The sequence below is a fragment of the Mycobacterium sp. genome, assembly GCF_044223235.1.
Taxonomy (GTDB): domain Bacteria; phylum Actinomycetota; class Actinomycetes; order Mycobacteriales; family Mycobacteriaceae; genus Mycobacterium.
In genome coordinates, this window is record NZ_JBGAME010000022.1 from 1 (window position 1) to 13,177 (window position 13,177).

General features: G+C 69.4%; 12 protein-coding genes. 8 read left to right on the forward strand and 4 right to left on the reverse strand.

Annotated features, from left to right (window positions below; all coding sequences use genetic code 11):
* Window positions 1-194 (reverse strand): ATP-binding cassette domain-containing protein (locus tag ADBZ6K_RS20855; protein WP_526350226.1); only part of this gene is annotated, 194 nt, incomplete at its 3' end.
* Between the two features lie 181 nt (window positions 195-375).
* Here ADBZ6K_RS20855 and miaB point away from each other — a divergent pair.
* Complete coding sequence (miaB, locus tag ADBZ6K_RS20860; RefSeq protein WP_526350379.1) at window positions 376-1,884, forward strand: tRNA (N6-isopentenyl adenosine(37)-C2)-methylthiotransferase MiaB; 1,509 nt, start codon at window positions 376-378, stop codon at window positions 1,882-1,884.
* Entirely contained in the window at window positions 1,872-2,483 is a 612-nt protein-coding gene (locus ADBZ6K_RS20865) for an Rv2732c family membrane protein (RefSeq protein WP_526350228.1), read from the forward strand. Before miaB ends, ADBZ6K_RS20865 begins: the two co-directional genes overlap by 13 nt.
* Here ADBZ6K_RS20865 and ADBZ6K_RS20870 read toward each other — a convergent pair.
* Window positions 2,480-3,928 carry a DUF349 domain-containing protein gene (locus ADBZ6K_RS20870; RefSeq protein ID WP_526350230.1) on the reverse strand — a complete coding sequence of 483 codons (1,449 nt, stop codon included), beginning with the start codon at window positions 3,926-3,928 and terminating at the stop codon, window positions 2,480-2,482. The two genes, ADBZ6K_RS20865 and ADBZ6K_RS20870, sit on opposite strands and share 4 nt — an antisense overlap.
* A gap of 182 nt (window positions 3,929-4,110) precedes the next feature.
* On the opposite strand from ADBZ6K_RS20870, the gene ADBZ6K_RS20875 reads away from it, so the two are divergent.
* The 5 genes from ADBZ6K_RS20875 (at window position 4,111) to hflX (ending at window position 8,991) form a co-directional block, all read left to right on the forward strand.
* Complete coding sequence (locus ADBZ6K_RS20875; protein WP_526350232.1) at window positions 4,111-4,974, forward strand: DMT family transporter; 864 nt, start codon at window positions 4,111-4,113, stop codon at window positions 4,972-4,974.
* A gap of 21 nt (window positions 4,975-4,995) precedes the next feature.
* Complete coding sequence (locus ADBZ6K_RS20880) at window positions 4,996-5,718, forward strand: class III extradiol ring-cleavage dioxygenase family protein (RefSeq protein ID WP_526350234.1); 723 nt, start codon at window positions 4,996-4,998, stop codon at window positions 5,716-5,718.
* Window positions 5,718-6,632, forward strand: coding sequence for a tRNA (adenosine(37)-N6)-dimethylallyltransferase MiaA (miaA, locus tag ADBZ6K_RS20885; RefSeq protein WP_526350236.1), 915 nt, complete (start codon window positions 5,718-5,720; stop codon window positions 6,630-6,632). Before ADBZ6K_RS20880 ends, miaA begins: the two co-directional genes overlap by 1 nt.
* 4 nt (window positions 6,633-6,636) lie before the next feature.
* Window positions 6,637-7,512, forward strand: a complete 876-nt coding sequence (gene dapF / locus ADBZ6K_RS20890) for a diaminopimelate epimerase (protein WP_526350238.1) — start codon at window positions 6,637-6,639, stop codon at window positions 7,510-7,512.
* A gap of 63 nt (window positions 7,513-7,575) precedes the next feature.
* A complete protein-coding gene (gene hflX, locus ADBZ6K_RS20895) occupies window positions 7,576-8,991 on the forward strand; it encodes a GTPase HflX (protein ID WP_526350240.1) in 1,416 nt (471 codons plus the stop codon).
* On the opposite strand, the gene ADBZ6K_RS20900 is transcribed toward hflX, so the two are convergent.
* A complete protein-coding gene (locus ADBZ6K_RS20900) occupies window positions 8,988-9,503 on the reverse strand; it encodes a hypothetical protein (RefSeq protein WP_526350242.1) in 516 nt (171 codons plus the stop codon). The two genes, hflX and ADBZ6K_RS20900, sit on opposite strands and share 4 nt — an antisense overlap.
* A gap of 10 nt (window positions 9,504-9,513) precedes the next feature.
* Complete coding sequence (locus ADBZ6K_RS20905; protein WP_526350244.1) at window positions 9,514-11,817, reverse strand: molybdopterin-dependent oxidoreductase; 2,304 nt, start codon at window positions 11,815-11,817, stop codon at window positions 9,514-9,516.
* A gap of 129 nt (window positions 11,818-11,946) precedes the next feature.
* Between ADBZ6K_RS20905 and ADBZ6K_RS20910 the strand changes: the two genes are divergently transcribed.
* The gene (locus ADBZ6K_RS20910) at window positions 11,947-13,092 is read left to right on the forward strand and encodes an acyl-CoA dehydrogenase family protein (RefSeq protein ID WP_526350381.1); all 1,146 of its coding nucleotides are present in this window, start codon (window positions 11,947-11,949) and stop codon (window positions 13,090-13,092) included.
* Window positions 13,093-13,177 lie beyond the last annotated feature (85 nt).

The following is a 13,177-nucleotide window of genomic DNA, read 5'->3' on the forward strand; positions in this document are numbered from 1 at the left end:
GTGCGGCACAACGTGGACTTACCCGAACCCGACGGTCCGAGCACCACCACCACCTGACCCCGATCAACCTCCAAATTGATGTCCTTGAGCACATGCAGACTGCCGAAATGCTTGTTCACAGCCTGAATCGAGACCATCGGAACGGTCTGTCCCGTCGGATCAGCGTCGCGAGCGGTTGAGCCGTTGCTGCCCATGGGTGCTGACCTTACCCAGGGAAAGCCCAGCTTGCCGGGAAGTGACGAATCCGCCGACGTGCCGCGCGGGTCCCGTCCGTACCATGGATGCGTGACTTCGACGGTGACGAGGAAGGCGACGGCAGAGGATTCCACCGGTCGCGGTCCGCGCACATTCCAGGTCCGCACCTACGGCTGCCAGATGAACGTTCACGACTCCGAGCGCCTCGCCGGGCTGCTGGAGGCGGCGGGATATCGGCGCGCGCCCGAAGGCGCCGACGCCGACGTGGTGGTGTTCAACACCTGCGCTGTTCGCGAGAACGCGGACAACAAGCTCTACGGCAACCTCAGCCATCTCGCCCCGCGCAAGCAAACCGATCCCGAAATGCAGATCGCGGTCGGCGGCTGCCTCGCCCAGAAAGACCGCGACACCGTGCTGCGGCGGGCGCCCTGGGTGGATGTGGTGTTCGGCACGCACAACATCGGTTCGTTGCCTACGCTGCTTGACCGCGCCAGGCACAACCGCGCCGCCCAAGTCGAGATCGCGGAATCCCTGCGCGAGTTCCCGTCGGCACTGCCCGCCGCCCGGGAATCCGCCTACGCCGCTTGGGTTTCGATCTCCGTGGGCTGCAACAACACCTGCACGTTCTGTATCGTGCCCGCGCTGCGGGGCAAGGAGGTCGACCGCAGACCGGCCGACGTGCTCGCGGAGGTGCGATCCCTCGTCGACCAAGGCGTTCTCGAGGTGACGCTGCTCGGCCAGAACGTGAACGCATACGGCGTCTCGTTTGCGACGGACGAGCGCTTGCGCGAGGACCAGACAGCGACGGACGAGCGCTTGCGCGAGGACCAGACAGGTACCGCCGACATCGCCCGCGACCGTGGCGCATTCGCCAAGCTGCTGCGGTCCTGCGGCCGGATCGACGGCCTGGAGCGGGTCCGCTTCACCTCACCGCATCCTGCCGAGTTCACCGACGACGTCATCGCCGCGATGGCCGAGACGCCCAATGTGTGTCCCGCACTGCACATGCCGTTGCAGTCGGGTTCCGATCGCATTCTGCGCGCAATGCGCCGCTCGTATCGCGCCGAGCGCTACCTCGGCATCATTGACCGCGTGCGGGCGGCGATTCCGCACGCCGCGATCACCACCGACATCATCGTCGGTTTCCCCGGTGAGACCGAGGAGGACTTCCAGGCCACCCTCGACGTTGTCGAGCGGTGCCGATTCGCCAGCGCCTTCACCTTCCAATATTCGAAGCGACCCGGTACCCCCGCCGCGGAGATGGCCGATCAGCTGCCGAAAGCGGTAGTGCAGGAGCGGTATCTCCGTCTGATCGAATTGCAGGAGCGGATCTCGCTGGAGGAGAACACCGCCCAGATCGGGCGAACCGTCGAGGTGTTGGCCGCCGCAGGTGAGGGGCGTAAGGATGCCAGCACCGCGCGCATGTCGGGGCGGGCCCGTGACGGACGGCTGGTGCACTTCACGCCCGTGGGCCTCGATGTGCGCCCGGGGGACGTCGTCACGACACGGATCACCGGCGCCGCACCGCACCACTTGATCGCCGACGGTGCGGTACTGAGCCATCGTCGCACTCGCGCCGGTGATGCGCAGGCGGCGGGACAGCGGCCGCGGACGGGTGGTGTCGGCCTCGGAATGCCGGGCGTCGGTATCCCGCGGGCCGCCGCGGTTGCCTCTGGGTGCGAGCGGTGAGTGCAGCCGCAGACCACAACGGCGCCAGTTTCGATGAGTTCAAGGGTGACATCGAAGCCGTGGAGCGGCGCATCTCGCGCGAATTCGACCCGGGTGCACGGGCTTTGGTCGTGTCGTTCCTGGTGTTCGTGGTGCTGCTGTCGTTTGTGCTGCCCCACACCGGTGATGCCAAGGGATTCGACGTACTCGTCAGCTCCGACGTCGCAGTCCGCGAGGGCATCTCTCTGCCGTCGCGGGTATTCACCTGGTTTGCGCTGGTGTTCAGCGTCGGCTTCTCCGTGCTCGCGCTGTTGACCCGGCGCTGGGCGCTGGCCTGGGTTGCGCTCGCCGGGTCCGCGGTGTCCTGCGCGCTGGGGCTACTGGCCGTGTGGTCACGTCAGACGGTGACCGCGCCTCATCCCGGACCCGGGTGGGGGCTGATCATCGCGTGGATTGCGGTGATCCTGCTGACGTTCCATTGGGCCCGGGTGGTGTGGTCGCGTACCGCGGTCCAACTCGCCGCCGAGGAGCAGCGCCGCCGGGAGGCGGCCGAACGGCAGAAGAAGGGCCTGCTGGACACCGTCGACCCGGATCCCCCGGAGGGAACCGCGACGTCCTAATGGCGTTTGCCCAACGCCTCGGCGGCCGCGTCCGCCCATTGCCGCCACTGCTCGGCGCTGGCGCGGGCCTGCTCAGCGTCGCGCGCGCGTCCCGCCGCCTCGGCCTTTTCCGCCTGCCGCTCGTACTGCTCGACACGCGCCCGGAACTGGTCGGCGCGGGCCTGCGCCTCGGGGTCCGTCCAGCCGCTCGATGCCGCATCGCGCACCTTCTTCTCCACCGCGCGCAGACGACGCTCGAGGTCGGCACTGCGTTCGCGCGGCACCTTCCCGATCGCTTCCCACTTGTCTCCAATGGTGCGCAGCGCCGCACGCGCCGCCTCCACGTCGGAGATGTCGAGGGTCTCGGCCTCGGCGAGCAAAGCTTCCTTGGCGGAGACGTTGGCGCGGAACTCGACGTCACGTTCGGCGCTGGCGGCGTTGCGGGCGCCGAAGAACGCATCCTGTGCCGCCTTGAATCGGTGCCACAGTGCGTCATCGACGTCCTTCGCCGCCCGTCCGGCCGTCTTCCACTCCGTCAACAGATCTCGGAAGGCTGCTCCGGTGGCGCCCCAATCGGTCGAACCCGCCAGCGCCTCCGCACGTTCGCACAGCGATTCCTTGGCCTGACGAGCGCTCACGCGCCCGCGATCCAACTCGGCGAAATGCGACCCTCGCCTGCGGTTGAACGTCTCCCGAGCCGCCGAGTAACGCTTCCACAACGCGTCATCGGTCTTGCGGTCCAATCCGCTGATGGTCCGCCACTCGTCGAGGATCTCGCGTAGCCGGTCACCGGCGGCCTTCCACTGAGTGGAGTTGGCGGCCACGTCCTCGGCCTCGTCGGCCAGCGCTTCCTTGCGGGCGGTCTGGGTGGCCCGGTGCTCCTCGCGGCGGGAGCGCTCGGCCTGGGCGGCCTCGCCGGCGTGGTCGGCGATCGCCTTCAACCGCGCGGCGAGCGCGTCGACGTCACCCAGCACCGCGGCGGTCGGCAGAGTCTCGGACAGCGTCGCCGCGACGGCCTTGATCTTGCGGGCGTCGCCGGTGCCGGATTCCAGCCGTTGCTCGAGGAGCGCTACCTCGGTGTGCAGATCATCGAACCGTCGCCCGAAGTGGGCGAACGCGGCCTCGGCGTCGCCGGCCTGCCACGACCCGATCACCCGCTCACCGGAATCCACCATCAGCCACACCGTGCCATCGGCGTCGACCCGGCCGTACCGATGCGGATCGCTGGCCGGTGGTGCGGTCGCCGGGGGAGCGGGCCGCCCCGGCCGTGGCACGGGCCGCGCTGGACCCGGACGGGGACTGGGTTTGGGCGACGGTGACGGGGTCGGTGGAGTCTGAGTAATCCCCGAGAACTCCTCCGGAGTCTTGCCCGAAGACGCCTCCGAAGGACCCTGCGTCGAACTCTCCGTCGCAGGCGGAACGGCTCCCCCGTTTTCCGCGGCCCCGTCTGGCTCGCTGCTCGTCATATCCGTTTCCTCGTACCCTCCGCGCGCTTGATCCGCGCACCTGCCGCGCGACGCGGCGCCTGACAGCTCTTCGCACGCTATTCAAACAGGTTGCCGCCGCGTCTGCGCACGCCTTCGCCGTCCCGGTTGCGACGGTGCGCATCCCTGGGCACCCTCATCTCGACGACAACGGGAGGACAACGATGGCCAATGCGGACATCGCCGCCCTCCTCGCCCTCGGCGCCGCGTTGTTCATCGCCATCGGCGACGTCATCCACCAGCGGTCCGCCCACGAGGTGACCGACGAACACGTCAGTCACCTCGCCCTGTTCGCGCGGCTGCTGCGCGACCTGCAATGGTGGGCGGGCAGCCTGGTGGCGGCGGTCGGGTTCGCGTTGCAGGCCGCGGCGCTTGGTCTTGGTTCAATCCTGCTCGTGCAGTCCCTTCTGGTCACGTCGCTGCTGTTCGCGCTTCCGATCAACGCGCGGCTGACCCGTCGGCGGGTGACGCGCTGGGAATGGATGTGGGCTGCGTTGCTGGCCGGCGCCGTCGCCGTGATCGTCACCGTCGGCAACCCGACCGCCGGCGACTCGCGCGCCTCCCTGAAGACCTGGACGATCGTCGTCGCGGTGCTTGGCCCGGCCCTGCTGCTGCTCGTCGTCGCCGCCCGCGTCGTAACGGGACCGGCTCGCGCGGTGTCGCTGGCGGTCGTGTCCGGAGCGCTGTGGGGGTTGTTCGCGGTATTGACGAAGGCCGTCGTCGGTCGCGGCGCCGAAGGGCTGTGGACGCTGCTGCAGACACCGGAGCTCTACGCGTGGGCGGCCGTCGGGATCGCGGGCACGGCCTGGCAGCAGGCGTCGTTCCGGGCCGGGTCGCTGACCGCGTCGCTGCCCACCATGACCGTCACCGAACCCGTCGTCGCGTCGGCGCTGGGCGTCGCCGTCCTCGGCGAGTCGATGCGGCCGGGTGACGCCGGCTGGCTCACGTTGGTGATCGCCGCCGGGTTGATGGTCGTCTCAACGGCGGCGCTCGCGCGCGGTGAGGCCGCCACCGTCGCTGCCGCGTGACCCGGCCACTAGTTTGGTGGCGTGCTGACCGCCATCGCCATCGTTTCGTCGGCGCCGGTGATGGTGCCCGAGCTGGCGGGCTCCGCGGCCGCCGAGGTGGCCGGCCTGCGTGAGGCGGTGTTCGCCGCGGCGGCGGCATTGCCGGGTCGGTGGATCGCCGTCGGGGTGGGTCCGGCGGGTTCGTGGGACACCGTCGTCGCCCCGAGCGCCGTCGGGACGTTCGCGGGTTACGGCGCCGACGTGCGGGTCGCGCTGGCACCCGGAGACGGCGGAACGACGGCCATGCTGCCGCTGTGCGCGCTGATCGCCGGCTGGGTGCGCAGCCAGGTCGCGCCGGCAGCGACGGTCGAGGTCCGGGCGTACGCGGGCGACCACACCGTCCACGCCGCAGTCGACCTCGGCCGGGCGCTGCGGGTGGAGATCGACGCGCAGCCCGAACCCGTCGGCGTGCTCGTCGTGGCAGACGGTGCGCACACTCTGGCACCCGCTGCGCCCGGCGGGTACGACCCGGGCGCCACCGCCGCTCAGGACGCGCTCGACGAGGCGCTGGCCGTCGGCGACGTCGGCGCGCTGCACCGGATCGCCCCGACGGTCGTGGGCCGGGTGGCCTATCAGGTGCTCGCAGGGCTCGCCGAGCCCGGACCGGCATCGGCGTCGGAGCTGCACCGGTCGGCACCCTACGGGGTGGGCTACTTCGTCGGGCAGTGGCATCCCGTCGCTGCCCACGGGGTGCGGGGCCGGTGATGAGGCCGCTGGCCATCATCGGCCCTACCGGTTCTGGCAAATCGGCGCTGGCTCTGGCGGTGGCCGAGCGGCTCGGTGGCGAGATCGTGAATGCCGATGCCATGCAGCTCTACCGCGGCATGGATATCGGTACCGCGAAGCTGGGGGTCGTCGAGCGCCGCGGCGTGCCGCACCACCAGCTAGACGTACTCGACGTCACCGAGACCGCGACGGTCGCGCGCTACCAGCAGGGCGCCGCGGCCGACGTCGAGGCGATCGCCGGTCGGGGTGCGGTACCGATCCTGGTCGGCGGTTCGATGCTCTATGTCCAGTCGCTGCTCGACGAGTGGACGTTCCCGGCCACCGACCCCGCGGTTCGCGGCAAGTGGGAGCTTCGGCTCGGGGAGGTCGGCTCCGCGGGTCTGCATTCCGAGCTCGCGCGGGTCGACCCGGACGCCGCCGTGGCGATCAGGCCGACCGACGGCAGGCGCATCGTGCGGGCGCTGGAGGTGGTGGAACTGACCGGCCTGCCGTTCGCGGCGACCGCACCGACGATCGGGACACCCCGGTGGGGAACGGCGATTGTCGGACTGGATTGGGACACTGGGGTGCTCGACGAACGGCTGGCGCGGCGCACCGACACTATGTTCGCCGACGGTCTGGTCGACGAGGTCGAGGCGCTGCTGGCCCGCGGACTGCGCGACGGGGTGACCGCGTCGCGGGCGCTCGGGTACGCCCAGGTGCTCGCCGCACTCGACGAGGGCGGGGGAGCGGCGCGTATCGCCGACGCCCGCGAGCGCACGTTCGTCGGCACCCGCCGATACGTGCGACGACAGCGCTCCTGGTTCCGCCGTGACCACCGCGTGCATTGGCTGGACGGCGCGTCACCCGACGCCGTGGAGCGCACCCTGCAGGTGTGGCGCGACGTATCCTGACCGGGTGGAGTTCGCCAAGGGGCACGGCACGCAGAACGATTTCGTGCTGCTGCCCGACCTGGAGGCCAGGCTGGCGCTGGCGCCGGCTGCCGTGGCCGCGCTGTGCGACCGCCGCAGGGGTCTAGGCGCCGACGGTGTGCTGCGGGTGACCACCGCGGGGGCGGCCGCGGGTGCGGGTGTGTTCGACCGCCTCCCCGAAGGCGTCGCGGCGGACGACTGGTACATGGACTACCGCAACGGCGACGGGTCGATCGCCCAGATGTGCGGCAACGGGGTGCGGGTGTTCGCGCACTACCTGCGGGCGGCCGGGCTCGAATCGCGCGACGAGTTCGTCGTCGGCTCCCTGGCAGGCGCCCGGCCCGTCGTTCTGCACGCCGCCGGTGCCACCACCGCCGACGTCACCGTCGAGATGGGCAAAGCCAACCAGCTCGGCCCCGGCTCTGCGGTCGTCGGCGGGCGCCGGTTCACCGGCCTGGCCGTCGATGTGGGCAACCCTCACCTCGCGTGCGTCGACCCCGCGCTGACACCCGCCGAGCTGGCCGCGCTGGATGTCGGTGCGCCCGTGCAGTTCGATCCCGCGCAGTTCCCCGGGGGTGTGAACGTCGAGGTGCTCACCGCGCCGACCGGCGACGCTGCGGTGGCCATGCGCGTGCACGAACGGGGCGTCGGTGAGACCCGGTCCTGCGGAACGGGCACCGTCGCCGCGACGCTGGCCGCCCTGCACCACCAGGGTTTGTCTACGGGCACGTTGACGGTCCGCGTCCCTGGTGGGGAGGTCACCGTCACCATCACCGACGCCACCAGCTACCTGCGCGGCCCCTCCGTACTGGTCGCCCGCGGTGAGCTGTCGCAGGAATGGTGGGCGGCCCAACAGTGTTAGATCAACCGCAGTGTTAAATCAGATGCGTGACGCCGTCGTGGCGGGCACCATTCCCAATTACCTATGACATATCCACATACTTTCTTTCACGAATCCCCGAGCACGGGCGAACTGGCCCTCGAAGACCGCAGTGCGCTGCGCCGCGTCGCCGGGTTGTCCACCGAACTGGCCGACGTCTCCGAGGTCGAGTACCGGCAGCTGCGCCTGGAGCGTGTGGTGCTGGTCGGCGTGTGGACCGAGGGCAGCGCCGCCGACGCGGATGCCAGTCTGGCCGAGCTGGCTGCCCTGGCCGAGACGGCAGGCTCCGAGGTGCTCGAGGGCCTGATCCAGCGGCGTGACAAACCCGACCCTTCGACCTACATCGGTTCGGGTAAGGCCTCCGAGCTGCGCGACGTCGTGGTGGCCACCGGCGCCGACACCGTCATCTGCGACGGTGAGCTGAGCCCGGCCCAGCTGACCGCGCTCGAGAAGGTCGTCAAGGTGAAGGTCATCGACCGCACCGCACTGATTCTCGACATCTTCGCCCAGCACGCCACCAGCCGCGAGGGCAAGGCGCAGGTGTCGCTGGCGCAGATGGAGTACATGCTGCCGCGGCTTCGCGGCTGGGGTGAGTCGATGTCGCGGCAGGCCGGTGGCCGGGCCGGCGGCGCCGGCGGCGGCGTCGGCACCCGCGGTCCCGGTGAGACCAAGATCGAAACCGACCGAAGGCGCATCCGTGAGCGGATGTCGCGACTGCGCCGGGAGATCAAGGGCATGAAGAAGATTCGCGACACCCAGCGCAGCCGACGAGTGTCGAGCGATGTGCCCTCGGTGGCCATCGTCGGCTACACCAACGCCGGGAAGTCCAGCCTTCTCAACGCGCTGACCGGCGCCGGTGTGCTGGTCGAGAACGCGCTGTTCGCCACCCTCGAACCCACTACGCGCCGAGGCGAATTCGACGACGGGCGGCCGTTCGTCATGACCGACACCGTCGGGTTCGTGCGCCATTTGCCCACCCAGCTGGTCGAGGCGTTCCGGTCCACGCTGGAGGAGGTCGTCGACGCCGACCTGCTGGTGCACGTGGTCGACGGCTCCGACGTCAATCCGCGCGCCCAAATCGAGGCCGTTCGCGAAGTGCTCAACGAGGTCGTGACCGACCATCACGCGCCCCCTGCCCCGGAACTGTTGGTGGTCAACAAGGTCGATGCCGCGAGCGGCCTGGCGCTGGCGCAGCTACGCCGGGCGCTGCCCGATGCGGTGTTCGTCTCGGCGCACACCGGCGACGGGCTGGATCGGCTGCAGCAGCGGATGGCGGAGATGGTCGCCCCCAGCGATACGGCGGTGGACGTGACCATCCCCTACGACCGGGGCGACCTCGTCTCGCGTGTACACGCCGACGGGCGGGTGGATGCTACCGAACACACCGCAGACGGCACCAGGATCAAGGCCCGTGTTCCGGCGGCGCTCGCCGCCGGGTTGCGGCAGTACGCCACCTGCTAGACCAGATCGAACACCTCGGCTGGTGATGCCGCCACCACCTGTTGCGCCAGTTGGGCTTTTAGTGTGTCAAGGCGTTGCTCCTGGGCGTGCGTGCGGTTTTCGGTGCGGGCCAGGCCGATGAACTCGCCGGTGACGAATCCTTCGCGTAGCAGCAGGGTGACCGCGTGCCGGTCAACGCCGATCTGGAACACGAAGTCCTCCAGCAGCCGGCCGCGATCCGCTCGGAGCAGCGAACGGTCCACTACATAGCGTCCGTCGGAGACCGCACGGGTCACCGCCTCGAAGCCGTCGCGCGCTCCCGGTCCGCGAAACGCGGTGCGCACCACGATCGATCGCCGCCGTGGCGGCCCGTGGGGCGAGAGCAATGGGAACGCACGCCGCATTGCCTGGAACGCGACCGCGACCCCGCCGGGGGAGTGGGGGCCATGGAACGAGGCATGGAACCGCATCACGTCGTCGAACGTGAACGACAGTGGGTGTCCGCGTTCCTCCACGACGAGGCTCTCCGTCATCGGTACACGCTCACTCGCGAGGCCGGATGACCGGCGGTTCGTGGGCATGCACAGGCGGCAGTGCACCGGTGAACTTCTCCACCTGGACGAGCACATGCGCGCCGGTGCACCCGCGGGCGAGCGAGGACGTCCCGACGTCGTCGGTGAGCATGTTCGGGTTGCCGTGCACGCACATGGCGTCGGGGTCCGCCGGATCAAGCGGGTCGAACCACGCGCCGGTCGACAGCTGAACCACCTCGGGACGCACCCCGTCGTCCACCACCACGCCCGCCAGGCACGCGCCGCGGTCGTTGAACACTCGCACGACGTCGCCGTCGACAAGCCCACGCGCCGCGGCGTCCGTGGGATGCATCCGGATCGGTTCGCGCCCATGCACTTTCGACGCCTGGCTGGTCGCGCCGATATCGAGCTGACTGTGCAGCCGGGTCGCGGGCTGGTTGGCGAGCAGGTGCAGCGGATAGTGCTCGGTCCGCGGGCCGCCGAGCCACTCTGACGGCTCATACCACGCCGGGTGCCCCGCGCAATCCCGGTAGCCGAATCCGTCGATCTCCGCGGAGAAGATCTCGATGCGACCGCTGGGGGTGCCCAGCCGGTGCGCGTCCGGGTCGGCGCGGAAGTCGGCCAGCAACGTCAGCCCCGCCTCGGTCGGCAGCTCGAGCCTGCCGCGCCGCCAGAACTCGTGAAACTCCGGCACTGCGAAGTCCAGTCCAGAGGCCCAGGTGTCGTACATGTGGGTCAGCCACTGCCACGGGGTGCGGCCCTCGGTGAACCGGGCGCCGAAGCCCAGGCGTTCGGCCAGTGCGGCGAATGTCGTGTAGTCGTCGCGGGACTGGGCGTACCGTTCTGCCAACTTCGGCATCGCCACCAGCAGCGGGTCGTTGCGCGACCCCGAATAGTCGTCACGCTCGTAGGACGTGGTCGACGGCACGACGATGTCGGCGTGTTTGGCCATCGCGGTCCAGTACGGGTCGTGGACGACCACGGTGTCCACTCGGCCCAGCGCACGGCGCAGCCGCGGGATGTTCTGGTGATGGTGGAACGGGTTGCCGCCGGCCCAGTAGACACATTTGATGTCGGGATAGGTCAGCCGCAGTCCGTTGTACTCGAACGGCTCGCCGGGGTGCAGAAGCATATCGCTGACCGCCGCGACGGGGATGAACGACGTGACCGGATTGGCGCCCTGCGGCAGCCGCGGGAGCCTGACCCGCAGTGGCGGCAGTCCGGGCTCGTTCATCGATCCGTAGCCGTGCCCGAAACCGCCCCCGGGAAGCCCGATCTGACCCAGCATGGCGGCCAGGGTCAGCCCCATCCAGGGTGCCTGCTCACCGTGCCTGACCCGCTGCAGCGACCAGCTGACGGTGACGAGCGTGCGACCGGCCGCCATCCGCCGCGCGAGTGCCGTGAGGTCGTCGGCCGGCAGCCCGCAGATCCCGGAAGCCCACTGCGGCGATTTCGGCACCCCGTCGTCGGCGCCGAGCAGGTACCGCTCGAAGCGGTCGTAGCCCACGCAGTAGCTGGCGAGGAAGTCTCGGTCGGCCAGCGATTCGGTGGCCAGGACGTGGGCCAGGGCCAGCATGATCGCCACGTCGGTTCCCGGCACCGGTGCGTGCCATTCGCATTCGCCGTCGACGTCGTCGCGCAACGGTGAGAACGACACGATCCCGCCGCCGCGGCCCCGGAACCGGCGCAGCGCCGCGCGGGCGGGATGGCCCGTGGTGCCACCGTGGTTGAGGCCGGTGTTCTTCAGTCCGATCCCGCCGAAACACACCAGCAGATCGGTGTGCGCCACGATAACGTCCCAGGCGGTGGAGCGGTTGAACAGGTCGTCGTGGGTGCCAACTACGCGGGGCATGATCACCCCGGTTGCGCCGAGGCTGTACGAATGGCGTGACGAGGTGTAGCCGCCGAGCATTTTCAGGAAGCGATGGACCTGGCTCTGGGCGTGGTGGAACCGTCCCGCGCTGGCCCATCCGTAGGAGCCGCCGTAGATCGCCTCGTTGCCATGCGTGTCGACGACGCGGCGCAGCTCATCGGCCAGCAGCTCGGTCAGCTCGTCCCACGAGACGGCGACGAACTCGTCGGCACCGCGCGCGGCGCTGGGGCCCGGACCGTCGCGCAGCCAACCGCGGCGGACTGCGGGTTGGGCAATCCGCGCCCGGTGCCGGATCGATCCGGCGAGATTGCCGAGCAGCGGCGAGGGGTCGGTGTCACCGCCCAACGGGACGACCGAGGCGATGTCACCCGCTGCCACCTCGGCGGTGAAGGCGCCCCAATGGGCGAGGGTGAGTGGGCCGTTCACCACGTCTGCGACCATGCCCGAAGTCTAGGTCGGCGCACCGACAGCTCGACCTCCCAACCATCCGGTTGGGTGAGATATGGTCGAGGTGCTGGATGCAGTTTCTCGGGGAGGTGGGCCGTGGGTTCAGAACGAACGCCTGTCGTCTTGTACGAGCGCACGCTCTTCGAGCCGGAGCACCAGCTGTTCCGCGAGTCGTACCGCGCCTTCCTCGATCGCCATGTGGCGCCGCACCACGACCAGTGGGAGAAGGACAAGCTCGTCGACCGGGGTGTGTGGCTGGAGGCCGGCAAGCAAGGGTTCCTGGGCATGGCCGTACCCGAGGAGTATGGCGGCGGGGGGAACCCGGATTTCCGCTACAACGTCGTTCTGGGCGAGGAGACGGTCGCTGGAAGGTACAGCGGCATCGGCTTCGGGCTGCACAACGACGTCGTCGCGCCGTATCTGCTGCGCCTGACCACCGAGGAGCAGAAGCAGCGCTGGCTGCCGAAGTTCTGTAGCGGCGAACTCATCACGGCCATCGCGATGACCGAGCCGGGGACGGGCAGCGACCTACAAGGCATCAAGACCCGCGCCGTCAGGGACGGCGATCACTACATCCTCAACGGGTCCAAGACGTTCATCACCAATGGCATCAACAGCGACCTGGTGATCGTCGTCGCGCAGACCGACGCCGACAAGGGCGCGATGGGGTTTTCGCTGCTCGTTGTCGAGCGCGGGATGGAGGGCTTCGAACGCGGCCGCCATCTGGACAAGATCGGGCTGGATGCGCAGGACACGGCGGAGCTGTCGTTCGCCGACGTGAAGGTGCCGGCGGAGAATCTGCTCGGCGAGGAGGGTTTGGGTTTCGTCTACCTGATGCAGAACCTGCCACAGGAACGGATCTCGATCGCGGTGATGGCAGCGGCGGCGATGGAACAGGTGCTGGAACAGACGTTGGAGTACACCAAGGAACGGCGCGCCTTCGGCAAGCCGATCGGCAGCTTCCAGAACAGCCGGTTCCTGCTGGCCGAGTTGGCGACCGAGGCCACACTGGTGCGCATCATGGTCGACGAGTTCGTCCGCCTGCACCTCGACGAGAAGCTGACGGTCGAGCAGGCGGCGATGGCCAAGTGGTACAGCACCGAGAAACAGGTGCATCTGATCGACCGGTGTCTGCAGTTGCACGGCGGCTACGGCTACATGCGTGAGTACCCGATTGCCCGCGCCTATCTCGACGCCAGGGTGCAGACGATCTACGGGGGGACGACGGAGATCATGAAGGAGATCATCGGCCGCAGCCTGGGCGTTTAGCGGTCCAAGCCATGTGTGAGCCTGGGCGTTGAGCGGCCCGGGCCGAGCGAAACCCGCAATATGGACGCTTAACAGCGCACATTCT

Coding starts and splice junctions, on each gene's coding strand:
- miaB (WP_526350379.1), top strand. CDS start 376: ATGAACGTTCACGACTCCGAGCGCCTCGCCGGGCTGCTGGAGGCGGCG.
- ADBZ6K_RS20870 (WP_526350230.1), bottom strand. CDS start 3,928: ATGACGAGCAGCGAGCCAGACGGGGCCGCGGAAAACGGGGGAGCCGTT.
- ADBZ6K_RS20875 (WP_526350232.1), top strand. CDS start 4,111: ATGGCCAATGCGGACATCGCCGCCCTCCTCGCCCTCGGCGCCGCGTTG.
- miaA (WP_526350236.1), top strand. CDS start 5,718: ATGAGGCCGCTGGCCATCATCGGCCCTACCGGTTCTGGCAAATCGGCG.
- hflX (WP_526350240.1), top strand. CDS start 7,576: ATGACATATCCACATACTTTCTTTCACGAATCCCCGAGCACGGGCGAA.
- ADBZ6K_RS20900 (WP_526350242.1), bottom strand. CDS start 9,503: ATGACGGAGAGCCTCGTCGTGGAGGAACGCGGACACCCACTGTCGTTC.
- ADBZ6K_RS20905 (WP_526350244.1), bottom strand. CDS start 11,817: ATGGTCGCAGACGTGGTGAACGGCCCACTCACCCTCGCCCATTGGGGC.